Source organism: Parendozoicomonas sp. 209JJ7-1, from assembly GCF_058147085.1.
The window spans coordinates 150,974-171,787 of the sequence record NZ_JBYVJU010000004.1; the positions used below are offsets into that span (position 1 = coordinate 150,974).

Annotated in this window: 20 protein-coding genes; 13 read left to right on the top strand and 7 right to left on the bottom strand. The window is 49.5% G+C overall.

Going from position 1 to position 20,814, the window contains the following annotated elements; all coding sequences use genetic code 11:
- The first annotated feature begins 108 nt into the window (after nt 1-108).
- Nucleotides 109-1,479: a tRNA (N6-isopentenyl adenosine(37)-C2)-methylthiotransferase MiaB gene (miaB, locus tag ACY2RQ_RS05725; RefSeq protein WP_490112000.1), complete on the top strand. Its 1,371-nt coding sequence runs from the start codon at nt 109-111 to the stop codon at nt 1,477-1,479.
- Nucleotides 1,480-1,615: 136 nt separating this feature from the next.
- Here miaB and ACY2RQ_RS05730 read toward each other — a convergent pair whose 3' ends face one another.
- Both ACY2RQ_RS05730 and ACY2RQ_RS05735 read right to left on the bottom strand, forming a co-directional pair.
- Nucleotides 1,616-4,657 (bottom strand): efflux RND transporter permease subunit, encoded by a 3,042-nt coding sequence (locus tag ACY2RQ_RS05730; RefSeq protein ID WP_490112001.1) that lies wholly within the window; start codon nt 4,655-4,657, stop codon nt 1,616-1,618.
- A gap of 5 nt (nt 4,658-4,662) precedes the next feature.
- Nucleotides 4,663-5,730: an efflux RND transporter periplasmic adaptor subunit gene (locus tag ACY2RQ_RS05735; protein WP_490112002.1), complete on the bottom strand. Its 1,068-nt coding sequence runs from the start codon at nt 5,728-5,730 to the stop codon at nt 4,663-4,665.
- Nucleotides 5,731-5,872: 142 nt separating this feature from the next.
- Here ACY2RQ_RS05735 and ACY2RQ_RS05740 point away from each other — a divergent pair, with 142 nt between their 5' ends.
- Entirely contained in the window at nt 5,873-6,490 is a 618-nt protein-coding gene (locus ACY2RQ_RS05740) for a TetR/AcrR family transcriptional regulator (protein WP_490112003.1), read from the top strand.
- 49 nt (nt 6,491-6,539) lie between these two features.
- On the opposite strand, the gene ACY2RQ_RS05745 is transcribed toward ACY2RQ_RS05740, so the two are convergent.
- Nucleotides 6,540-6,890, bottom strand: coding sequence for a hypothetical protein (locus ACY2RQ_RS05745; protein ID WP_490112004.1), 351 nt, complete (start codon nt 6,888-6,890; stop codon nt 6,540-6,542).
- A gap of 180 nt (nt 6,891-7,070) precedes the next feature.
- Here ACY2RQ_RS05745 and ACY2RQ_RS05750 point away from each other — a divergent pair, with 180 nt between their 5' ends.
- From ACY2RQ_RS05750 to lnt, 4 genes are read left to right on the top strand one after another with little or no spacing between them, the layout of a single operon-like run.
- On the top strand, nt 7,071-8,078 hold the full coding sequence (locus ACY2RQ_RS05750; protein WP_490112005.1) for a PhoH family protein: 1,008 nt from the start codon (nt 7,071-7,073) through the stop codon (nt 8,076-8,078).
- Nucleotides 8,078-8,590, top strand: coding sequence for an rRNA maturation RNase YbeY (gene ybeY, locus ACY2RQ_RS05755; protein ID WP_490112006.1), 513 nt, complete (start codon nt 8,078-8,080; stop codon nt 8,588-8,590). Before ACY2RQ_RS05750 ends, ybeY begins: the two co-directional genes overlap by 1 nt.
- On the top strand, nt 8,583-9,422 hold the full coding sequence (locus ACY2RQ_RS05760; protein ID WP_490112007.1) for a CorC family transporter: 840 nt from the start codon (nt 8,583-8,585) through the stop codon (nt 9,420-9,422). Before ybeY ends, ACY2RQ_RS05760 begins: the two co-directional genes overlap by 8 nt.
- Nucleotides 9,423-9,452: 30 nt before the next feature.
- A complete protein-coding gene (gene lnt, locus ACY2RQ_RS05765; protein ID WP_490112008.1) occupies nt 9,453-10,964 on the top strand; it encodes an apolipoprotein N-acyltransferase in 1,512 nt (503 codons plus the stop codon).
- Between the two features lie 94 nt (nt 10,965-11,058).
- On the opposite strand, the gene ACY2RQ_RS05770 is transcribed toward lnt, so the two are convergent.
- On the bottom strand, nt 11,059-11,706 hold the full coding sequence (locus ACY2RQ_RS05770) for an isochorismatase family protein (RefSeq protein WP_490112009.1): 648 nt from the start codon (nt 11,704-11,706) through the stop codon (nt 11,059-11,061).
- Between the two features lie 369 nt (nt 11,707-12,075).
- On the opposite strand from ACY2RQ_RS05770, the gene ACY2RQ_RS05775 reads away from it, so the two are divergent.
- The 3 genes from ACY2RQ_RS05775 to ACY2RQ_RS05785 all read left to right on the top strand — a co-directional run bounded on the left by ACY2RQ_RS05775 (nt 12,076) and on the right by ACY2RQ_RS05785 (nt 13,728).
- A complete protein-coding gene (locus ACY2RQ_RS05775; RefSeq protein WP_490112010.1) occupies nt 12,076-12,387 on the top strand; it encodes a hypothetical protein in 312 nt (103 codons plus the stop codon).
- 250 nt (nt 12,388-12,637) lie between these two features.
- Nucleotides 12,638-13,453, top strand: a complete 816-nt coding sequence (locus ACY2RQ_RS05780) for a hypothetical protein (RefSeq protein ID WP_490112011.1) — start codon at nt 12,638-12,640, stop codon at nt 13,451-13,453.
- 29 nt (nt 13,454-13,482) lie between these two features.
- Nucleotides 13,483-13,728: a nitrilase-related carbon-nitrogen hydrolase gene (locus tag ACY2RQ_RS05785; protein WP_490112012.1), complete on the top strand. Its 246-nt coding sequence runs from the start codon at nt 13,483-13,485 to the stop codon at nt 13,726-13,728.
- 40 nt (nt 13,729-13,768) lie between these two features.
- Here ACY2RQ_RS05785 and ACY2RQ_RS05790 read toward each other — a convergent pair whose 3' ends face one another.
- Nucleotides 13,769-14,416, bottom strand: coding sequence for an isochorismatase family protein (locus ACY2RQ_RS05790; protein WP_490112013.1), 648 nt, complete (start codon nt 14,414-14,416; stop codon nt 13,769-13,771).
- A 520-nt stretch (nt 14,417-14,936) separates the two neighbouring features.
- On the opposite strand from ACY2RQ_RS05790, the gene ACY2RQ_RS05795 reads away from it, so the two are divergent.
- The 3 genes from ACY2RQ_RS05795 to ACY2RQ_RS05805 all read left to right on the top strand — a co-directional run bounded on the left by ACY2RQ_RS05795 (nt 14,937) and on the right by ACY2RQ_RS05805 (nt 18,365).
- The gene (locus ACY2RQ_RS05795; protein WP_490112014.1) at nt 14,937-15,689 is read left to right on the top strand and encodes a hypothetical protein; all 753 of its coding nucleotides are present in this window, start codon (nt 14,937-14,939) and stop codon (nt 15,687-15,689) included.
- Nucleotides 15,690-15,779: 90 nt separating this feature from the next.
- Entirely contained in the window at nt 15,780-16,778 is a 999-nt protein-coding gene (locus ACY2RQ_RS05800) for a type II asparaginase (RefSeq protein WP_490112015.1), read from the top strand.
- A gap of 120 nt (nt 16,779-16,898) precedes the next feature.
- Nucleotides 16,899-18,365 (top strand): OprD family outer membrane porin, encoded by a 1,467-nt coding sequence (locus tag ACY2RQ_RS05805; protein ID WP_490112016.1) that lies wholly within the window; start codon nt 16,899-16,901, stop codon nt 18,363-18,365.
- A gap of 94 nt (nt 18,366-18,459) precedes the next feature.
- Here the strand turns inward: ACY2RQ_RS05805 and ACY2RQ_RS05810 are convergent, their stop codons facing one another.
- Nucleotides 18,460-19,746, bottom strand: coding sequence for a dicarboxylate/amino acid:cation symporter (locus ACY2RQ_RS05810; protein ID WP_490112017.1), 1,287 nt, complete (start codon nt 19,744-19,746; stop codon nt 18,460-18,462).
- A 71-nt stretch (nt 19,747-19,817) separates the two neighbouring features.
- Between ACY2RQ_RS05810 and ACY2RQ_RS05815 the strand changes: the two genes are divergently transcribed.
- On the top strand, nt 19,818-20,030 hold the full coding sequence (locus ACY2RQ_RS05815; protein WP_490112018.1) for a hypothetical protein: 213 nt from the start codon (nt 19,818-19,820) through the stop codon (nt 20,028-20,030).
- Here the strand turns inward: ACY2RQ_RS05815 and ACY2RQ_RS05820 are convergent.
- Nucleotides 19,996-20,799: a hypothetical protein gene (locus tag ACY2RQ_RS05820; protein WP_490112019.1), complete on the bottom strand. Its 804-nt coding sequence runs from the start codon at nt 20,797-20,799 to the stop codon at nt 19,996-19,998. The two genes, ACY2RQ_RS05815 and ACY2RQ_RS05820, sit on opposite strands and share 35 nt — an antisense overlap.
- Nucleotides 20,800-20,814: the final 15 nt, after the last annotated feature.

Consider the following 20,814-nt stretch of genomic DNA (forward strand, 5'->3'; position numbering starts at 1 on the left):
CTCGGCGGAGCGACGATTATAATGCGTTCATTTCGTGTGCAGGCCAAAAGTTAGCAAACACTGACAAACCGCCTCACCAGCACAGATCACAGGTGACAACGACAGCGCATGGCTACAAAGAAGCTTTTTATCAAGACCCACGGCTGCCAGATGAACGAGTACGATTCTGCCCGTATGGCAGACCTGCTCGGGGAAACCCACGAACTGGAACTGACGGATACCCCTGAGGAAGCCGATGTCCTGCTGGTTAATACCTGCTCCGTGCGGGAAAAGGCCCAGGAAAAACTGTTCCACCAGCTTGGTCGCTGGAAAAAGCTTAAGGAAGAAAACCCCGATCTGATAATTGGCGTAGGCGGCTGCGTAGCCAGTCAGGAAGGTGAGGCAATCCGCAAGCGTGCTGGCCATGTAGATATGGTTTTCGGCCCCCAGACCCTGCACAGAATCCCGGAAATGATCGACGCCACCAAGGCCAGCGGCATTCCGATGGTGGATGTCACCTTCCCTGAAATCGAGAAATTCGACAACCTGCCCGAACCCAGTGTGGACGGTCCCACGGCGTTTGTTTCCATCATGGAAGGCTGCAGCAAGTACTGCACTTTCTGCATTGTGCCTTACACCCGAGGTGAAGAGGTCAGCCGGCCTTTTGATGATGTGCTGGCGGAATGTATTGGCCTGGCTGAACAGGGTGTACGGGAAATCAATCTGCTGGGCCAGAACGTAAATGCTTACCAGGGCGCCCGGGATGAAGGTGGTACTGCTGATCTGGCAGAGCTGATTACTTTTGTGGCCGCCATAGACGGCATTGACCGTATTCGCTTTACCACATCCCACCCCATGGAGTTCTCGGACAGCCTGATCAACGTCTATGGCGATGTACCTGAGCTGGTCAGCCACCTGCACCTGCCGGTACAGAGCGGCTCTGATAAGATTCTTGCGGCCATGAAGCGTGACCATACCGCTGAAGAGTATCTTGAGAAGGTGCATCGTCTGAAAGCGATTCGCCCTGAGCTGAAAATGTCTTCTGACTTTATCGTCGGCTTCCCCGGTGAAACCGACCAGAATTTTGAAGACACCATGAACCTGATTGCCGAAGTGGGCTTCGATGCCTCCTTCAGCTTTATCTACAGCAAGCGTCCCGGAACGCCCGCTGTTGATTACCCGGATGATGTTACTGAAGAAACCAAGAAGCAGCGCCTGAAAATCCTGCAGACCCGTATTGAACAGCAGGTTATGCAAATCAGCCGTCGTCTGGTTAGTTCTACCCAGCGCATTCTGGTGACCGGCTATTCCAGGAAAGACCCGGGTCAGCTTCAAGGGCGTACTGAATGTAACCGGGTAGTGAACTTTCGCTGTGCTGATCCGCGGCTGATCGGTCACTTTGCCGATGTCACCATTGGTGAAGCCCTTCCCCACAGCCTGCGGGGTGAACTTGTCTCCTCAGAACTCAGTGATAACTGGAACCACAAGGCTGCCGGTTAACAAGTAAAACTGTATTAACTGAAGTTACCCCGCTATGAACACTCGTAGCGGGGTAACTTCAGTTTCAAACCATACTTTTGAAGAGCATGCTTTTGAAAACATGCTTTTGAAGAGCATGCTTCTGCAACAAACGCCCCTATGTCACCAGTTCCTTACGGGTAAACATCAGGTAGAGCACGGGCACAACAAACAGCGTCAGCAGAGTTGAGACAACCAACCCGCCAATAATACTCCAGCCCATAGGAGACCACATGGAGGAGCCGCTCATGGTCAACGGCAGCAGTCCACCAATGGTGGTCAGGGTTGTCAGAATAATGGGCAGCAGGCGGGTAATCGCCGACTCCATGACAGCCTCTTTCAAGGTACGACCGTTTTGACGCAGATGGTTAGAATAATCCACAAGAATAATGGAGTTATTCACCACAATCCCCACCAGTGATGTTAATCCCACCAGTGCGGTAAAGGAGAAGCTGTATCCAGTAAAGAGCAGAGCCAGAACAGATCCCGTCATGGCAAAGGGAATCGCAGCGAAAATAATGGCCGGCTGAGTGAATGAACGGAACTGCAGCACCAGCACAGCAAAGATGCCCATAAGCGCCACCAGGATCACCTGTCCCATACCTCCAAAGGATTCTTTACGCTTCTCCTGTTCTCCGCCAACCTGATAATAAGAACCTTCCGGCCACTCCAGTTTATCCAGCTCAGCGATAATCGTGTTGGTCACCTTTTCTGCCTGATAACCCGGTTCAACATCGGCTGTGATTCGGGACATACGCTCTGTCATAGTATGTTGAACACGGGCCAGAGCATCTTTCATCTCAAAGCTGGCAAGCTGGGTCAGGGGAACAAGAGCACCATTTACCGAGCGTACCATCATATTCTGGAAATCATCAACCTGGGGACGGTCCTGCCCCTGGGCTCTCACCAGAATTGGATGATCTTTGCCGTCTTTTCCACGGAACTGGCCGGTATTAATGCCCACAAGACTGGCACGGATAGCCTGGTCAATGGCATTGATGGGCACACCCAGCATGGCCGCTTTTTCCCGGTTGATATTTACATGAAGATCAATCTTCCGGCGGGCCATAGGGTTATCCACACTCACAGTGCCGTCTACCCCTTCTATTATCTGGGTGACAAGGGCCGCCTGCCTGCGCAGAAGATTAAGATCGTCACTCAGCACACGAATGGAGACCGGCGCTTCATAGGGAGGTCCCTGGAGCAGCTCTTTTACAGTGACCTTGGCTCCCGGGAAATCATTCAGCTGCTCCCGCATACGGGTTATAAACTCTCCCCGGAACTGGTCATGGCCGGAAGTCAGCTGTACAACCAGCTGTCCATAAGATGGCACCTGTCGTTTGGGAATTTCGTTATAGAATATGCGGGGGTTACCCTTGCCGATATTGGTGGTAACAGACGTCACCGCTTCATCCCGGCTGACAATATCCTCAACCTGCAGAGCCAGCAGACGGGTACGGTCAAAGCTGGCGCTTTCCGGAGCATCAATATTAATCAGCACCATGGCCTTATCGGCTTTCGGAAACATGCTTACCCCCACCAAAGGCAAGAGCATCAGGCTGCCAACAAACATCGCAACAGAGATTGCCAGCACCAGCAGCGGCCGATTGAGTGCTCCCCTCAATACCCGGGCGTAAGGCCCATGGGCCAGGGATTCAATCGCCTGCATAACCCTTGGCTGCTTTCCGGGTTTGTCAGGAAACAGGCGGCTGGCCATTAACGGACTCAAACTGAGGGCAATCAGCAGGGAAGCCAGAAGAGTCAGCACCACTGTCACCGGCATGGAACGGATAAAGGTTCCCGCGCCGGTCTGCAACAGCAATATGGGCAGAAATGCCAGAATAGTGGTCACGGTACCGCTGGCCACAGCCCAGCCCACCTGGCTCGCCCCTTCCACTGCGGCGGTATGCCGGTCATGGCCGGCACGGAGAAAGCGCCCCACGTTCTCGGTCACCACAATGGCATTGTCCACCAGCAGACCCAGGGCGATTACCAGCCCAACAATAGACATCTGCTGCAGACCAAACCCGGCAAGATCCACCCAGCCCAGGGCAATAACCACCGACATGGGAATCACCATCACTATCACAAAGGCTGAACGCACGCCCAGAGCAATCAGTGTGATAGCAGCCACCAGCGCCAGCCCCAGTAACAGGCTGTTCATAAAGTCGTTCAGTCGTTTTTCAACACTGAGTCCCTGGTCGTGGACATAAGCGATGCTCATATCAATGGGCAGAGTCAGGCTGTATTTGTTCACAGCCTCATCAAGACTATCCAGCACCGACAGAATATTACTGCCCGTGCGCTGCACAACAGATACAAAAACGGAACGCTGGCCGTTATATCGGGCTTCATAAGAGGGCAGGGCATCCCCAAGAGAAACAGAGGCAATGTCTTCTACATAAATAATATTGCCGGGAGTTGAGACAACGGCTGAACGACGTATTTGATCCAGATCCCGAAAATCGCCACTGGTGCGCACTGTCAACCTTCGTTCACCTGCCAGGGCGTGGCCACCGGGGAGGTTTACGCTGGAAGCGCGCACGGCATTTAACAGATCTTCCAACCCTATGTTGAGGGCCTGCATTTTCAGCAAGTCTGCCCGGATATGAACCTGTTGTTCCGGGTAAGCATCCACATCAACCCGCTTGACTCCCTTTACCCGTTCCAGCTCCTTTTCCAGAACCTCCGCCCGGGTTTTCAGCTCCATATAGGACGCAGTTTCCGATATTAAAGCGATCTGCAGGATATTGACATCTGATGGGGAGATCTTATCCACAGAGAGAAACTGAATACCTTCCGGAAGCCTGTCCCTGATCCGGGACACTTCCGAAACAACATCGTCGTATTTATCATCAGGATCAGAACCGTAGAGAAACTCCACCTGTATAACGGCAAGGCCATCCTCTACATCACCTTTCAATTCTTTAATGTCATCCAGTTCCTTGATCGCTTCTTCGATGGGATCAAGAACAAGCTTTTCCATATCCACCGGGTTGGTTCCGGGATAAACAACACGCACCATAGACGCAGGAAACTCAAACTGCGGGTCTTCAGAACGGGGCATGGTAAACAGAGAAACAAAGCCTAGGAAAATCAGCAGCAGGATAACAACCAGGGTGAATTGGAAATTATTAATCGCAATACGGGGTAACTGCATTGTATTTACCCCTCAACCTGGCTAATAGTCCGGCCAACAATGCGAACCCGGTCACCATCTTTCAAAAACGCCGCACCCGTGGTAACTACCTGCTCACCGTCGTGAATATTGCCGGATACTGCCACATCGCCCCCTTCCAGATAATGCAGGTGCACCTGACGGCCAGAGACAATATTATTATTTCCCAGCACATACACAGTGCCCAGGGAACTGAACGCAGACACCAGCGCCAGTGCCGGAAGTTTTACAACACGTTCTGTTTTATTGGGCATGATGGTGATACGGCCAATATAACCATCCCTCAGTCGCTGTTCAGCAGGATCAAGAGCAATCTCAACGGCAAACAGTCCGGTACGACCATCTGCGGCTTCGGCTATCTGGCTGACACGGCCTTCAAAACTCTGCAAAGGCCAGGGGTCAAAACGTACAGACACAGGGTCACCATTACTGACCCTCACCACTTTACTGTCAGACAGTCCGGTTTTCATCACCCAGCCACGGGCCTCATCCGCCAACAGGAAAGCCGTCTGATTGGGGGCTACCAGTTCACTGGTTTCGATCATACGGCTGGCAATACGCCCATTGCCAGGAGCTTTGATGGTAGAGTAACGCAGATTAAATCTTGCAACCCGTAGCTGGGATTCCACCACATCCATCTCGGTTTCCGCATCCTGCAACTGATCCAGTGAAACCACTTTCTTCCTGTAGAGCTTTTTCAGGCGCTCAACATTACGCATGGCATTGTTATGGCGAGCCTCAGCTTCCCTGACTCTTGCCTGAACTTCTTCTGTATCCAGGCGAGCCAGAACCTGTCCTTTCTCTACGGCATCCCCTTCCTCAACCAGGATTTCCTCCACTGGGCCACCAACCTTGAATGAAAGTTTCTGCTTGGCTTTGTAGGCCAGAACCGCGCTGACCTGTATGGGTCGGGCTGCGTCCTGGTACTGCACAGTGGTCACTTCAACCGGGCGGATCTGAGGAGTCTGAGCCTGAACAACGGGGGGCTGCACAATACCTGCGATTAAAAATGTGCAGGCCATAAACAGGGAAAAAGAGGAAAACAGTGCACGCATAGTGTTATTTGAATCCGCAGATATTGGTATTTATATTTCTTGTTATTCGACTCTAAGAAGGAATGTGTGCACTGTCAACAATATTGACAGATCACACATCTATTTACACAATTGCGTAAAAGTAACGAGTCCATATTGCTCCATGGTTGAATCCACCCCGGCTGAACAATCCTACCACCACGGCAATCTCCGCCAGACCCTGCTGGAAGCAGCTTTTGACAAGCTGAAAACAGCCGGTCCAGAGGGCATCAGCCTGCGGGCCCTGGCCAGGGAAGCCGGTGTCTCCCAGACAGCCCCCTACCGACATTTCCCCAACAAGAACCTGCTGCTGGTCGCTATGGCCGTAGAAGGCTTCCGGCGACTGGAACGTTCAGTAAACACCGCAGCTGAAACGATCGAAGCCGGAGATGAAGCTTTGATGATGGCGGCGGAAAACTATGTGGAGTTCGCCCGCTGCAACCCGGAACTCTATCGCCTGATGTTTGGCCCAACCCTGAATGAATGGCGCAAGCCAGAATTTATGTGCGGCGTTCCCCCATCCGCGTTTGCCGCTCTTGTGGGTATCGTTGAGCGGGCCATCGCCCAGGGCAAAATGACCGATGCTTATCCGGCCTGGTTCCTTGCCAAGAACTACTGGGCACAGATTCACGGCCACGCCTCTCTGCTGATTGATGGTCTGCTGGATAAGGAAACACCGGAAGGCCAGGTCTTTGATCTGAAAGAATCCCTGCGCATGAGCCTGGAAGGTAAGCGCCCCTGACAGTCTTTGAAATAGCCCCTGATTGTCTTTGAAATACCAGCAACTCAGGTTATCGCCCGGAGCGCTTCTTAAGAGTTCCATCGGCGCAGCCAGAATAGACGTTAACCCCTCCACCAAAAGCATTCACTAAGTCAGGGTGAAGTTTTTTGACTTCTGCAGGACGATCATCGGCTATCAGGGTATAACCGTGTATGCCATAATGCTCTTGATAACAACACTTGAAATGCAGTCCTCCACAGATGGCATAGGCATAGACCCGATCTCCACAGAGAGCATCATCATAGTCCAGCGTGCCTGTACTGGAGGAGCCTGTTCCGGAGGAAACTGTGCTGAAGGAAAGAGCCGCCATGCCTGTACAGGTGACGGTTATAATTCCCAGTGCGTGCCCGAAAGAATTCATTGAATACCGCTGAATCATCAGAAAACCGACGAGAGCCTCTAAGAGTTTATACTCATTAATAAATGGCTCCAGGCCGCTGAGCGCAAATCCAAACCTTGCTTTTCCCGGCCAGCGTCCCAATATATACCTCTCATGCCCCATATACTGAACAGAACCGCCACAAAGGCTGATTACTCCATTTTGAACGTACAACCAGATACCCTCCAGTTCGACCTGGAGCCTACCGACGCCCGTCGCATCGCGGAACTTTGCGGCCAGTTCAACGAACACCTCAAACAGATTGAAAACCGGCTGGGTATTCGTATCAGCAGCCGGGGCCAGCACTTCCTGCTATCCGGGGACGAAGAACCCATGCAGGCCGGCGAAGAGATTCTGCGTAGCCTTTACGAGGAAACAGCTTCCCGCAGCCTGAGTCCGGATATCGTTCACCTGCATCTGCAGGAGTCCGGTATGGAGTCTGCGAGACCGGAAACGGAAACGCCCGAGGTCACCATTCGCACCCGCAAAGGTCTGATTCGTCCGCGGGGTAAAAACCAGCAGGACTATGTCCGCACCATTCTGCAGAACGATATCAACTTCGGTATTGGCCCGGCGGGTACCGGTAAAACCTATCTGGCTGTCGCCTGCGCGGTTCAGACCCTGGAACAGGATGAGATTGAGAGAATCCTTCTGGTACGTCCGGCGGTAGAAGCCGGTGAAAAGCTGGGCTTCCTGCCCGGTGATCTGGCCCAGAAGATCGACCCTTACCTGCGCCCTCTTTACGATGCCCTGTATGAGATGATTGGCTTTGACCGGGTCACCCGCCTGATTGAGAAAAACGTGATTGAAGTGGCTCCCCTCGCCTATATGCGTGGTCGAACCCTGAACAACGCGTTTATTATTCTCGATGAATCCCAGAACACGACAATGGAACAGATGAAGATGTTCCTGACCCGTATCGGCTTTGGTTCTACCGCAGTCATCACCGGTGATATTACCCAGGTCGACCTGCCCCGCAACACCCGCTCCGGCCTGCGCCATGCCATGGAAGTGCTGGAAGGTGTAAACGGTATTGGCATAACCAAGTTCAGCTCCCGGGATGTTGTCCGTCATCCTCTGGTGCAGCGCATTGTGGAAGCCTACGAGCTGCACGAGAGCTTTCAAGAACAGAAGCAGCAGGAAGAGAAGCGTAAACAGGAACAGAACTGATGTCTGCCCAAACTGTTGTTGACCTGCAGGTAGCCAGTGAATACTCCAATCTGCCCACAGAAGAACAGCTCTGTCTGTGGGCCTCTGCCGCTGTTCGTAATGAGCGGGATAAAGCAGAAGTCAGCATTCGTATAGTTGATATGGAAGAAGGCCAGGAGCTGAACCTGCAGTGGCGGAACAAGGATTACGCCACCAATGTTCTGTCCTTCCCTTCTGACCTTCCCCCCGAACTTGGCCTGCCCCTGTTGGGTGATCTGGTGATCTGCGCGCCGGTCGTGGCCAGGGAAGCCACCGAACAGCAAAAAATACTGCTGTCACACTGGGCGCATATGGTAATACATGGCACACTGCATTTACTGGGTTACGACCACATCGATAACGCAGAAGCTGAGGCCATGGAAGCCCTCGAAACAGAGATAATGATGTCACTGGGTTATGGCGACCCTTATCTGCATCTGCAGGAACACTCACCCGATATGCATTCAGAGGACAAAACAGAAGACCATGGCTGACGATCACCCGGGCAACGGTACACCCAACCGAACCTGGCTGGAGAAACTGAAGCAAGTTTTCTCCGGCGATCCCCAGACCCGAGATGAGCTGCTTGAACAGCTCCGTGATGCCGAACACAGTGACCTGCTGGACGCTGAAGCTCTCCGCATTATTGAAGGCGCACTGCAGGTTTCTGATATGCAGGTAAGGGAAATCATGATTCCCCGCTCCCAGATGGTGTGCATAGACGCAGAGCACACACCGGAAGAGTTCCTGCCCAATGTTATAGAAGCCGCACATTCCCGCTTCCCGGTCATCGGAGACAGCAAGGATGAAGTCCTGGGTATTCTGCTGGCCAAAGACCTGCTGCCCCTGATTCTGGAAAACAACCGCAAAAAATTCAGTATCAAAGATCACCTGCGCCCGGCCACCGTTGTCCCTGAAAGCAAACGGCTGAATGTTCTGCTGAATGATTTCCGCAGCAACCGTAATCATATGGCCATAGTAATCGACGAATATGGTGGTGTTGCCGGCCTGGTGACCATTGAAGATGTTCTGGAACAGATCGTTGGTGATATCGAGGATGAATATGATGTCGAAGAAGACAGCTACATCAAGCCTCTGAGCAATAACGAGTTTGTAGTTAAGGCTCTGACACCGATCGAAGACTTCAACGAACACTTCAAGACCGAGTTCAGCGACGACGAGTTCGACACCATCGGCGGTATTGTGATGCAGAAGTTCGGGCATCTGCCCAAGCGTAATGAGACTGTCTCCATCGATAATTTCTCATTCCAGATTCTGAATGCTGACAATCGTCGTATACGTCTGCTGCGGGTCACCAGCAACTAACACAACCTAAGAACAGATAACGAACCGTTTATGGATAAAACCCTCTGGCCCGCTCACCTTATGGCCGGGCTGGCCGGTGCCCTTGCCACCCTGGCCTTCAGCCCCTTTAATTACTGGCCCCTGATGCCGGTCAGCGCCGGACTTTATTTCCTGCTGCTGAACAAGCTGTCTGTTCGTCAGGCGGTATGGCGGGGACTTTGTTACGGCATTGGTCTGTTTGGTGCCGGGGCATCCTGGGTTTATGTCAGTATCCATGAGTTTGGCAGTGCATCTGTACCGCTGGCGATTTTCCTGACCGGGCTCTTTGTTTTTTTCCTCGCTGTGATTTTTATCATGCCTGCGGCGATGATATTCAGCCGACTTTCTGAAGAACAAAGCACCTGGAAGAAAGTTCTGCTGTTTACCGGTTTATGGGTATTGGGAGAGTGGTTCCGCAGCTGGTTCCTGACAGGTTTTCCCTGGCTCTTTTCAGGCTATACCCTTCTGGATACGCCTCTGGCCGGCTTGGCTCCTGTTGCCGGAGTTTATGGCCTTAGCCTTGTACTGACTGGTGTTTCTGTCAGCCTTGCGGCTCTGTTTATTGACCGCTCAAAATCCCAGATTATTCTTGCAGCTGTCTTTCTGGTAACAGCCGTAGCCACCATTCCATTACAAAGCCAGAACTGGACGACACCCACCGATCAACCTCCCCTGAGTTTTGCGGCGGTACAGGGCAATGTTTCCCAGGATCTTAAATGGAAACCCGGCCATCTCGAAAGCACTATCAATAAATACACCAGGCTTTCCGCAGATCAGTGGAATAAAGACCTGCTGTTCTGGCCGGAAAACGCTATCCCAACCTTCTACCAGAACCTGCCCGATGTGATGTACAGCCTGAATGAACAGGCAAAGCGTTCAAATACGGCCCTTGTTCTTGGCATGCCCTGGTATGACAGTTCAGCACCGGGAGAGAGAAAGCCCTACTACAACAGCCTGATTGGCCTGGGTGAAGCAAAAGGAGAATACTTCAAACAAAAGCTTGTGCCTTTTGGAGAGTTTGTTCCCTTTGGATCACTGCTGCGGGGACTGATCGCCTTTTTTGATCTTCCCATGTCTTCCTTCAGCCAGGGAGTATCGGACCAACCGGGCATTACAGTGGATGGATTGCCTGTGGCTGCCTATATCTGTTACGAAGTCGTTTATCCGGACTTTGTCGCAGAACAGGCAGTTGATAAGAAAGCTTTGCTTACAGTTTCTAACGACACTTGGTTTGGTACTTCCATTGGCCCTGAGCAGCACTTCCAAATGGTGCGTATGCGCTCACTGGAAACCGGTCGCTACCAGCTGCGGGTAACAAACGACGGTATCACAGCCCTTGTCAGCCCGAAGGGTGAAGTGCTGAGCACTATTTCCCGTTACCAGAGCGGTGTTCTTACCGGAGAACTGCCAATGATGACCGGCACCACACCGTTTATGCGCTTTGGTTCCTGGCCCATTCTTTTGCTTGCTCTGGTTTTTGTGCTGCTCTCCCTAAAACGACCAGAAAGAAGAACACACTCATGAATTCCCGGGCATTCAGGCTTTCAGGCAGTTAGCCGCAAAAGGAAAGCCTCCTGACCTTTTATCCTGTATCAGGAGGTGAATAACTATTCGTTTGTCACAAGGAGCAAACCTCCTGTTCGGAAAGCTCTTCTGTGATCAACTTTACCTGAGGGAATTCTCTCTTCAAACGCCTCCAGGCCAAATAAGTCTTGTTCTCCTCAAAGGCAGGTGAATACAGTCTCAGTCGATTCACATCCTGAACAATCATTAAATCTTCATCAATATGGACATTGAACTTTTCTTTGATAGCGCCTGTAGCCGTTTTATAGACACACTGCCCAGAGAAACATCCCATAGGTACAATTTCAGAAACGCCTTTCTCCGCGAGATATCTCCCCAGGCGTCCTTCCAGGCGTTCTTCCCACTCCTCCAGCTCATAACTTCCCGCAGGAACGGAAGAAGTCACAAACGCATTCTCTTGTTCTTTAAAGAAAACGCTCCTAAACTTGCTCTCCTTTATCTCCTGCTTGAGAGAAGTAATGGTTGTCCCCTGCCCTTCCCAACGCACATCTACAAAAATAACAGAAGAATTATCTTTAAAATGGCTGAGAACTTCCACTTCCTCAGCTATTACCTGCTCTTTTTCGGAGGAAACCCAGTAAGGCTCGAAATCTGTCTGCATATCAATAACAAGTATTGAAACTGTTTTTCCCTCATCCAGCAGCTGGTTGATATAACGGATTGTCTCCTCTGCGCCACTCATAGCCTGAGAGGATTTGAAGAGCAAAAGAATCATAATAAAAAGAGCTTGTCCAACAGCCGGCCTCATAGCAAACCCCTAAACTGGATATAATTTCATGACTTGCCCAATCACCACACTCGTGAATGGCTACAACGCCAGGCAGTCAGCGACTTCACCCAAAAAATATGCATTACCAGAAGGCATAAACATCATAGATTACCTCAAATTATTCCAATAGATGGTTTGTATGCTTTCTAGCTTTCATTCCATTAGTCTGGAAGGGAATATCTAAACCAAAGCGTTAGTGATTCTGACATCCACTGAACTGCTTCCCGGACACAGTCACTTAACTATAAGAGCGACTGACTGTTCAGGGTCAGCTGTGCAGCTGTGCAGGGCAATGTTTCCCAGAACCTTAAGTGGAAACCCGACCATCTACCAGAACTGCCCGATATGATGTCCAACCTGAATGAACAGGCAAAGCGTTCGAATACAGCCCTTGTTCTTGGCATGCCCTGGTATGACAGTTCAGCACCGGGAGAGAGAAAACCCTACTACAACAGCCTGATTGGTCTGGGTGAAGCAAAAGGAGAATACTTCAAACAAAAGGTTATGCCTTTTGGAGAGTTCGTTCCCTTTGAATCACTGCTGCGGGGACTGATCGCCTTTTTTGACCTTCCCATGTCTTCCTTCAGCCAGTGAGTATCGGACCAACCGGGCATTACAGTGAATGGATTGCCTGTGGCTGCCTATATCTGTTACGAAGTCGTTTATCCGGATTTTGTCGCAGAACGCTCGCATCAGGTGTGCCATAGGCATCACCTGGATTTTTTTGTTAGATGCGCTTGCATAGCTGTCTTTTTTAGAACTGTCTTTTTTAGAGATAGTAGGAACCAAACTGGCAATACTTTGCCTAATAAAAATAAAGCAGAATTATAAGGGTATTAAAAATATGCATTTAGCACTTTGTGAACAAGATATAAGCAGACAAACATCTTCTGTGGTGAATGAAGCATCAGCAACACATCGAAATAGTTTTGGAAGATTCGTTGTAAAAGTTGAGAATGTATTTTCTTCTACTACTTTGGCTTTGGCTCATTATGAGATAGATCGACTGCCGACTTATGATTACTATAATCGCGGAAACCTTATAAAATCTACCATCTTCACACAACACAGAAATTCTAGTGCGCCGTATCATGCAAAAGTGATGTTTAATGCACGTGGAGATCTTTCTGATACAACTAGCTTTGATCATGATTGTTTACCAAATTCAAAAGCATTAAATGCGCTTTGCAAGGAAGGATTTAAAAAAATGGGGCGCAAGCTTAACTGGAAGAATGTTACAGTTGAAGTATCTTGTGCAGTCCTAAGATATTCGCTAAATTCTGACCAAACACAAATAAGAGATATGCCATGGCATAGAGACAACTGTCCTTTAACAATGACAGTTCTTATATCTCCTTTCAATCAAGGAGAATCTGGATTTACTGGTGGTTCATTAAGCTTTGCAGAAGAAAAAAATCATCGCAGCGAACTTCCTATCGAAGACACAATAAAAACATTTGATTATAGAGAAAACTCTGGATTCATATTTGATAATCATAAAACACTCTCATTGCATAAAGTTAATGATATTTTTTTATTAGAGTCCGCAAGAATAAAAAAATTAGATTCGGAAAGGCGCTTGTTTACTATTTTTGCAAATCCTCCCTCAGATTATGTACTGCAAACACTCGAAGAAATAAGTGAGCAGAGTTTAGTTTAAGCATCTAACAGGCAGTTGATAAAGAAGCTTTGCTTACGGTTTCTAACGACACTTGGTTTGGTACTTCCATTGCCCCTGAGCAGCACTTCCAAATGGTGCGTATGCGCTCACTGGAAACCGGGCGTTACCAGCTGCGGGTAACTAACGACGGTATCACAGCGCTTATCAGCCCGAAAGGTGAAGTACTGAGTAGCATTCCCCACTACCAGGGAGAAGAACACACTCATGAATTCCCGGTCTTTCAGGCAGTTAGCCGCAAAAGGAAAGCCTTCTGACCTCTTATCCTGTACCAGAAGGTGAATAACGACTCGTGTGTCACAAGGCGCAAGCCTCCTGTCTGGAACTCTCTTCAGTGATAAGCCTTATCTGAGGGAATTTTGCCTTCAAGCTCCTCCAGGCCACATAAGTTCTGGATTTTTGCTCGGCGCTTGAATAAAACGCCAGTAGGCTCGCATCCTGAACAATCATTAAGTCTTCATCAATATGGACATTGAATTTTGCTTTGGAAGCGCCTGTAGCCGTACTATAGACACACTCAATAGAGAAACACCCCATAGGTACAACCTCAGAAACGCCTTTCTCTCTGAGAGATTGCCCCAGGTGTCCTTCCAGGCGTGTTTCCCAGACCTCCAGTTCATTCTTTCCCGCAGGAACAGAAGAAGTAGAAAAAGCATTCATTTGTTTTTTGAAGAAAACGCTCCCAAGTATTTTCTCCTTCATCACTTGCTTAAGAGAAGGAATGGTTGTCCCCTGCCCCGCCCAACGCACATCCACAAAAATAACAGAAGAGTTATCTTTAAAGTGGTTGAGAACTTTCTCTTCCTCAGTAATTACCTGCTCTTTTTCGGGGGAAACCCAAGTATGCTCGTAGCCTGTCTGCATATCAATAACAAGTATTGAAACTGTTTTTCCCTCCTCCAGCAGCTGGTTGATATAACGGATTGTCTCCTCTGCGCCACTCATAGCCTGAGAGGATTTGAAGAGCAAAAGAATCATAATAAAAAGAGCTTGTCCAACAGCCGGCCTCATAGCAGACCCCTAAACTGGATATAATTTCATGACTTGCCCAGTCTCAACACTCATGAATGACTACAACGCCAGGCAGTCAGCATCTTCACCCAAAAAATATGCATTACCAGAAGGCATAAACATCATAGAGTACCTCAAATTATTCCAATAGGTGGTTTGTGGGGTTTCTAGCTTTCATTCCATTAGTCTGGACGGAAATACTCTAAACCAAAGCGTTAGTGATTCTGACATCCGCTGAACTGCTTCCCGGACACAGTCTCTTAACTATAAGAGCGACTGACTGTTCAGGGACAGGGTTATGGCAGCGGAGAACGTCTTCTATTTAAAACCTCTTCAACCCCAATTGCGGCCTTTTTACCAGGAAAGCCCGGCTCCTGGTCATTCCAGGCAAAAAAGGCTCCAGTGGAAAAGACATAACATAAGCACCGGTATCCCTCCTGGTGCATCACCTTATATGCCTTACCTGCTTCCGGCTCACATTCAGCGTCAGACAGCCAGGCTTGATGACCAGGCCAGACAGATACATCAGAAACTACTGAACCGACTGCCCGGCCTGTTGGATATTAAGCAGGTTTTAGTCCGCAACGCGCTGCATACCTATGCAAGCGACAGTATTGCCCTGGCACGCCAGAAAAGTCATCAGGATGCCGTTATCCTGATGAAACAACTGCATATGCTGGCGATAGAAGAAGCCAGTTATTTCGAGAGTCATGGTGAACCGGAGCAGGCAACCATGCTAAAGATTTTTGCGTCCTGCCTTTATGGCGAGATCCAAAAATCAACGCCTCCTCTACCTTCAAAAGGTTTGTTCAAAACAGTGTGCTCACCTTTATGGAATGGAACCAAAGCGGTGTTCAGAACCGTAACTCGCTGCTTTGGCTGCTGCCGTATCTCGGCTACCTCCCGGGAGCGGGAAACACGTGTGCAATATATGAAAGAGCAGGGTCTGACCAATACAGAAATAGCCACACTCTCGGCAATGACCGACCTGTTCTATTACGATCTCCCCAGCATGAAAAACACCGTAAAAGCTCTGACCCACTTTCTAAGCAATAAAGGTAAAAGCCAACGCAACCTTGAAAACTTTATTCGTCTGTTTCTGGATGAAGGCCTGGATAAAGACTGGATTTTTCAGCTTGCGGCCTGCACAAACCGCCAGGAAAGCAGGTGCATGGCCAGGCGGTTACTGCAAAACTTGCCACATTAAGAGCTGCCCGGTAGGCTGCCCCTGCCCGCCCTGACTTACCAGCTCATATCTCAGGGCATATATGATTTGTTTTCTGTAAGGCCTTACTACGTGTCCAGGAAACCCCGCATCGTTATTCTTGCCACCGGCGGCACTATTGCCGGATCAGCCGCCGCCGAAACCGGCGGCTCCTATACATCCGGCAAAATCAGTGTTGATGACCTGCTGTCTGTCATACCGGAAATCCGCAACCTGGCTGATATTACCGGCGAACAGATAGCCAGCATTGGCTCCCAGGATATGGACGAACATGTCTGGCTGCCCCTGGCCCGCCGCTGCAACGAGCTGCTGGCCCGGGATGATATTGATGGCCTGGTGATTACCCATGGCACAGATACCATGGAAGAAACCGCACTGTTTCTACATCTTACGGTTCATTCCGCCAAGCCCGTTATCCTTACCGGCGCCATGCGTCCCGCCAATGCCCACAGCGCCGATGGCCCCATGAATCTGTTTGAAGCCGTGGCAACAGCCGTCTCTCCCGAATCCCACGGGCGCGGCGTTATGGTGGTGACCAATGACACGGTATTCGGCGCACGGGATGTGACCAAATCATGCACCACCGCTATTCATACATTCCAGGCTCCCAATTTTGGCCCTCTGGGTCATATCCATACCCAGCAGGTGGAGTTCCAGCGCCGCCCCCAGCGCCAGCATACAACAGAATCTGAATTTTATACCGATAACCTGACGTCTTTACCCAAAGTCGGCATAGCCTATGCCCATGCGGGCGGCGACAGCGCCCTGGCGGTACGGGCGTTTATCGAAGCCGGATATAACGGCATAGTCCATGCTGGTTTCGGTAATGGAAATTTTCACAGGGAAGTCGGCAAAGCCCTTAAGGAAGCAACAGACAAAGGCATTATTGTTGTGCGTGCATCCCGGACCCTGAGTGGCGCGGTGACAGAAGCCGGAGAAGTGAATGACGGAGAACTGGGCTTTATCGCCGCCGGACTTTTTAACCCGCAAAAGGCCCGCATTCTCCTGCAGCTTTCCCTGACAAAAACCCGGGATATAAGCGTTATTCGCCAGCACTTTAAAATTTACTAGTACACATAAACAGATAAAATAAAGATCATCGCAATTTGGCAATTTGAGTGCGCAAAGTCCTGACTCTACATCTATCTTGTACGGAATCATTCTTTGAGCAAACAAACAGGTTGCGGTTTTATGAGACTCCGTTCATTTCTTCTGTCTGGGCTTGCGACACTGACTGCTCCGGCGATCGCTGACAGCCTTGATGACCATGAACCCAGCGCAGATTATCTATCAGATCAGATGACCGATTTCATGGATCGCAACAACCTTGAGCTCAGGGTGCGTGGTGTCGAATTTCATGATAAATATGGCAAAACCTACAAGTTCGTAGATAAAAACGATAAAACCAGAGGTACATCCAAACAGTCCAATCCTGATGCTGGTGCTACCGCTCTCGGTGTTCAACTCAACTTCCAGTCGGATTGGTTTTTCGGTGATATTGTCGGCTTCGACGCTTCCATATATACCGTGGGAGACCTCAACTCCTCCAGTGACAAATCAGCCCGGGGCCTTTTACTGAAAAAAGACAGTGGCAACTACACCGGCTTCAGTAAACTGGGCCAAGCTTATATTAAAGCCAAGGTTCAGAACGGCAATGAGCCCCCGCTAATCTCTTTCAAAGGAGGCCGCGAAAGAATTTATACCGGCCTTATCGCAGGTTCCGGTTCCCGTGCAATTCCCTCCTCATGGAGGGGATTCGACCTGGGTGGAGAATATAAAGGTCTGACTTACGGTCTGGCCGCTGTTGATGAAAATTCCCTGAGAAATTCCTCTAATTTTGAGAAGCTGAAATCTTTCAAAAAGAAAGATGTTCCCGATGACCAACAAGGTTCAGGTACAACATCCAGCAGAGATGCCAAGCAGATAAAATATGTCTGGGGTGCCGAAATTGGTTACGAATTTATGGGACTGAAGCTTTCCTATAAAGACAGCCACGCAAAAGACTTCCTGTACACCTACAATCTGGACGCCAGCTATAAGCTCAAAATAAACCCCAGCTTTTCGATTACCTTTAACGGTAAATATTATAAAGAGAAAAAAGATGGGAATCTCTGGATCGGGTATGTCTGGGGAAAATCCGCATTTAATAAAAACGCTGACCTTAAGCACTTCAATATCACCGCAGATATTGGTGATCTGACGTTATTAGGTGGAATCAGTAAAACAAAGGCCGTATTCAAAAATAAAACTGGCGAGAAAGAGCTTGGCGTTTATTACTACGACTTTGGCATGAATACCCACGGAGGGTTTGATATTCCTACCTCAATGATTGTCGGGGATTTCATCTACGATAATGAAAAAGCCTGGATTGCTGGTATCGGCTATGACTTCAAGCGGATCATTCCAGGATTATCCGCTGAGGTTAATTACACCAAGGGCGATGATTTCAAGGATGGTAATAGTGGAGAAAAACCTAAAGAATCAGAAGTGGACTGCGTACTGAAATACAAATTCCAGAGCCAAATGTTTGATGGTTTATCATTCATCTTCAAATATGCCGATTACTCTCCAAAAGGCCGCAAAGCCGACGGAACCAGCTTCGCGAAAGCGACCAAGGAGTATCGTGCCTATATTGATTACAAGGTGAAAGTTTTCTAAGCGATAACTGCTGCAATAAAGATAGTCAGGCCACTCCATGGGATGAGATGGATGGCCTGACTGAACCAACATTTATTCTTCAATTAACAGTTCTTCAATTAACAATATGGTGAAAATCGATCTTCTCTTCCTTCTCACCCGCCGACCTGTTATTAAACACCTCCATATCCAGCTCTCCTTCGCTCTTCGCCACAACACAGGTTACGGTGCAATCCCCCGTCACATTTACAGATGTGCGCACCATATCCAGCAGCCGATCCACCCCCATAATCAGGGCGATACCTTCCAGGGGCAACCCCACCTGCTGCAGCACCATGGCCAGCATAATCAATCCAACCCCGGGAACCCCCGCTGTACCTATGGAAGCCAGAGTCGCAGTAAGAATAACTGACAGATAATCACCAAGCGTTAAATCTATCGAGAAGGCCTGAGCAATAAAAACAGTGGCTACACCTTGCATTATCGCAGTGCCATCCATATTGACCGTCGCCCCCAGAGGAACGGTGAACGACGATATCCGGTTACTGACACCACAACGCCTGGTCACTGTTTCCAGGCTGACAGGAATGGTTGCACTGCTGGAAGAGGTGCTGAATGCAAACATCAGAGCATCTTCCATCTTCCGCATAAACAGTTTCGGACTAAGCCCGCCAACAACCTTCAACAGAAAAAAGTAAGTCACAAAAACATGAAGGAACAGCACAAAAAGAACCAGTACAAAGTACTGCATCAGATTAAGAATGGCACCGAACTCAATGGTGTTGAACAACCTTGCCATCAAGGCGAACACACCATAAGGGGCAAGATTCATCAATAGAGTGACCAGTTTCATCACCACTTCATTCATACTCTGAAACAAGTCAACAATCATCTGAGCTTTTTTCCCTGCCGCGGCTATGGCCATGCCAAAAAGCAGGGCAAACACAATAATCTGCAGGGCATTGCCCTTGGCCATGGAAGCAATAGGGTTACTGGGAAACAAATTGATCAGAACATCCCCGATAGGTGGCGCTTCCTTCGGTTCGAAAACCGTCGCCCCTTCAAGGTTGGCTCCCTCCCCCGGGCCAACCAAAAGAGCCGCCAGTATTGCGATGGTAATGGCTACGCAGGTTGTCAGCAGATACAGCCCGATGGTTTTCCCCCCCAGTCGCCCAAGGGTTGAAGCATCGTTCAGGGTACAGGTACCACACACCAGGGAGACAAAAATCAGTGGCACCACCAGCATTTTCAGAGAAATGATGAAAATTTTCCCCAAAGTCAGCAAAAGCCCTTCAACAACATAAACAGAGACAAACTCATTGTCCGGAAACAACAGCCTTAACAGCAATCCCGTAAGAATCCCTGCGGTCATACCGACCATGACTTTCGTTGTCAGAGACATTTGACTCCAGCTCATGGTGCTGCCCTCCTATATACGATGAGTGCAGTATAGGGGCTGTTGGCGATCGGTGATTGAACTCAGCTCCCGGAACTGCAGGAACTGTTCAACAGGATGGCGCACGACAAGCACTTTGCCAGCAACACTTTGCCAACAACTTCAAAGCCTTTGAGCTGGTTTCTCTGGCCAATTTTGGTACAGCTTTTAGCATGGGGCTGCTGCTAACGGAAGCTGGGCGTGCTCTGTCCGGTATTAGCGGAACGCTTCTGAAAGAGAAAGAGCCATGATTTTACTGAGTGACTGAATATCCGGCTGGTCATAGAAGTCAACGTACTGCTGGAGTTGCTGGTCGGACATAAACCGGTAAGTAAAAAGCATCTGCCGTATAACAAGGTCTTCATATTCTGCCCGCATGTCCTTCATCTGTTCCCTTATGGAACGTTCAAACTCTGCCGGAATCTGAGCCTTATCCCCCATCAGAATCCCCGCCGCAGCCAGTGTTGCGCTCGCCATCAAATTCATAGTGAGTTCAACGGAGCCATTCTTGCTGGCCAGTTCTCTGACCAGGTTCAACCGGAGCTGTCTTGGTAGTTTCTGCTGCAGCTGAATGGAAACATAGTCTTCCAGTTTCTGAATATTTTCCGGGCTGCTGGCATTCCCCTCCAGTTTAACCGCCCGCTGCCAGACACTGTTCTTCATAATCCCAAGAATATTCTTTAATTCCCCCGGATTCAGCTCCCTGGACATGACCTGTCGCACAACTGTACGCAGTCGTTCAGAGGTATATTTTACCTTCAGTCCCTGCTCCAGACGCTGAAGCAGGGCTCTGTTCAGTTCATTATCGGGCAGTTCATTGCGCCCCATACGCAGGCCTTCTTCAGTGAACGTTTGCCCAAGATAAACAAACTGCTGTTCAATACCTGAAAGGTCATAGACTTGCTGCAGAAGCCGTTGTTTTTCGGTATCGGGGAAAACACTATCGGCCAGAATGATCCGGGAAAATACCAGCATCAATCCCAGAGTAATACCACTACTGACCTTAGAGAAAACAGACATAGCAGAGCCCATCCT

Excerpts from the sequence above, each read along its gene's own strand:
- miaB (WP_490112000.1), top strand. The coding sequence starts at position 109 with ATGGCTACAAAGAAGCTTTTTATCAAGACCCACGGCTGCCAGATGAAC.
- ACY2RQ_RS05730 (WP_490112001.1), bottom strand. The coding sequence starts at position 4,657 with ATGCAGTTACCCCGTATTGCGATTAATAATTTCCAATTCACCCTGGTT.
- ACY2RQ_RS05735 (WP_490112002.1), bottom strand. The coding sequence starts at position 5,730 with ATGCGTGCACTGTTTTCCTCTTTTTCCCTGTTTATGGCCTGCACATTT.
- ACY2RQ_RS05740 (WP_490112003.1), top strand. The coding sequence starts at position 5,873 with ATGGTTGAATCCACCCCGGCTGAACAATCCTACCACCACGGCAATCTC.
- ACY2RQ_RS05745 (WP_490112004.1), bottom strand. The coding sequence starts at position 6,890 with ATGAATTCTTTCGGGCACGCACTGGGAATTATAACCGTCACCTGTACA.
- ybeY (WP_490112006.1), top strand. The coding sequence starts at position 8,078 with ATGTCTGCCCAAACTGTTGTTGACCTGCAGGTAGCCAGTGAATACTCC.
- ACY2RQ_RS05760 (WP_490112007.1), top strand. The coding sequence starts at position 8,583 with ATGGCTGACGATCACCCGGGCAACGGTACACCCAACCGAACCTGGCTG.
- lnt (WP_490112008.1), top strand. The coding sequence starts at position 9,453 with ATGGATAAAACCCTCTGGCCCGCTCACCTTATGGCCGGGCTGGCCGGT.
- ACY2RQ_RS05770 (WP_490112009.1), bottom strand. The coding sequence starts at position 11,706 with ATGAGTGGCGCAGAGGAGACAATCCGTTATATCAACCAGCTGCTGGAT.
- ACY2RQ_RS05780 (WP_490112011.1), top strand. The coding sequence starts at position 12,638 with ATGCATTTAGCACTTTGTGAACAAGATATAAGCAGACAAACATCTTCT.
- ACY2RQ_RS05790 (WP_490112013.1), bottom strand. The coding sequence starts at position 14,416 with ATGAGTGGCGCAGAGGAGACAATCCGTTATATCAACCAGCTGCTGGAG.
- ACY2RQ_RS05795 (WP_490112014.1), top strand. The coding sequence starts at position 14,937 with ATGCCTTACCTGCTTCCGGCTCACATTCAGCGTCAGACAGCCAGGCTT.
- ACY2RQ_RS05805 (WP_490112016.1), top strand. The coding sequence starts at position 16,899 with ATGAGACTCCGTTCATTTCTTCTGTCTGGGCTTGCGACACTGACTGCT.
- ACY2RQ_RS05810 (WP_490112017.1), bottom strand. The coding sequence starts at position 19,746 with ATGTCTCTGACAACGAAAGTCATGGTCGGTATGACCGCAGGGATTCTT.
- ACY2RQ_RS05820 (WP_490112019.1), bottom strand. The coding sequence starts at position 20,799 with ATGTCTGTTTTCTCTAAGGTCAGTAGTGGTATTACTCTGGGATTGATG.